General features: G+C 51.6%; 1 rRNA gene (running past one end of the window). It reads left to right on the forward strand.

Annotation, left to right across the window (positions count from 1 at the left end):
- Positions 1-1,678 (forward strand): 23S ribosomal RNA (locus ISP07_RS20365); it begins 1,292 nt to the left of the window's first position.
- Positions 1,679-1,701 lie beyond the last annotated feature (23 nt).

Here is a 1,701-nt window from a genome sequence, read left to right on the forward strand (position 1 = left end):
CGGTTTGCTGGAGGTATCAGAAGTGCGAATGCTGACATGAGTAACGATAATGCGGGTGAAAAACCCGCACGCCGGAAGACCAAGGGTTCCTATCCCATGTTAATCAGGGTAGGGTAAGTCGACCCCTAAGGCGAGGCCGAAAGGCGTAGTCGATGGGAAACGGGTTAATATTCCCGTACTTGGTATAATTGCGATGGGGGGACGGAGCAGGCTAAACAAGCATGGCGTTGGTTGTCCATGTGAAAGTGAGTAGGTTGGTGACTTAGGAAAATCCGGGTTGCTAAGACTGAGACACGAGACGAGCACCCAAGGGTGTGAAGTTGTTGATGCCATACTTCCAGGAAAAGCCTCTAAGCTTCAGATTATACCGAATCGTACCCCAAACCGACACAGGTGGTCAGGTAGAGAATACTAAGGCGCTTGAGAGAACTCGGGTGAAGGAACTAGGCAAAATTGTACCGTAACTTCGGGAGAAGGTACGCTCCTATCTGTGATGAGACTTGCTCTCTAAGCGGACGGGAGCCGCAGTGACCAGGTGGCTGGGACTGTTTATTAAAAACACAGCACTGTGCAAAATCGCAAGATGACGTATACGGTGTGACACCTGCCCGGTGCCGGAAGGTTAATTGATGGGGTTAGTTTTCGGACGAAGCTCTTGATCGAAGCCCCGGTAAACGGCGGCCGTAACTATAACGGTCCTAAGGTAGCGAAATTCCTTGTCGGGTAAGTTCCGACCTGCACGAATGGTGTAACCATGGCCACGCTGTCTCCACCCGAGACTCAGTGAAATTGAAATCGCAGTGAAGATGCTGTGTACCCGCGGCTAGACGGAAAGACCCCGTGAACCTTTACTACAGCTTGGCACTGAACATTGACCCTACATGTGTAGGATAGGTGGGAGGCTTTGAAGCAGAAACGCTAGTTTTTGTGGAGCCGTCCTTGAAATACCACCCTTGTAGTGTTGATGTTCTAACGTTGGCCCCTAATCGGGGTTACGGACAGTGCCTGGTGGGTAGTTTGACTGGGGCGGTCTCCTCCCAAAGAGTAACGGAGGAGCACGAAGGTTGGCTAAGTACGGTCGGACATCGTACGGTTAGTGTAATGGTAGAAGCCAGCTTAACTGCGAGACAGACACGTCGAGCAGGTACGAAAGTAGGTCATAGTGATCCGGTGGTTCTGAATGGAAGGGCCATCGCTCAACGGATAAAAGGTACTCCGGGGATAACAGGCTGATACCGCCCAAGAGTTCATATCGACGGCGGTGTTTGGCACCTCGATGTCGGCTCATCACATCCTGGGGCTGAAGTCGGTCCCAAGGGTATGGCTGTTCGCCATTTAAAGTGGTACGCGAGCTGGGTTTAGAACGTCGTGAGACAGTTCGGTCCCTATCTGCCGTGGGCGTTTGAGAATTGAGAGGGGTTGCTCCTAGTACGAGAGGACCGGAGTGAACGAACCGCTGGTGTTCGGGTTGTCATGCCAATGGCACTGCCCGGTAGCTACGTTCGGAACTGATAAGCGCTGAAAGCATCTAAGCGCGAAGCAGGCCTCGAGATGAGTTCTCACTAGACTTTTAAAGTCTCTGAAGGGCCGTTGAAGACTACAACGTTGATAGGCAGGATGTGGAAGTGGTGTGAGCCATTAAGCTAACCTGTACTAATTACCCGTGAGGCTTAACCATACAACGCCAAACGCGTTTTATGA

This window comes from Pseudoalteromonas sp. PA2MD11 (genome assembly GCF_017808125.1).
Lineage (GTDB): Bacteria > Pseudomonadota > Gammaproteobacteria > Enterobacterales > Alteromonadaceae > Pseudoalteromonas > Pseudoalteromonas simplex.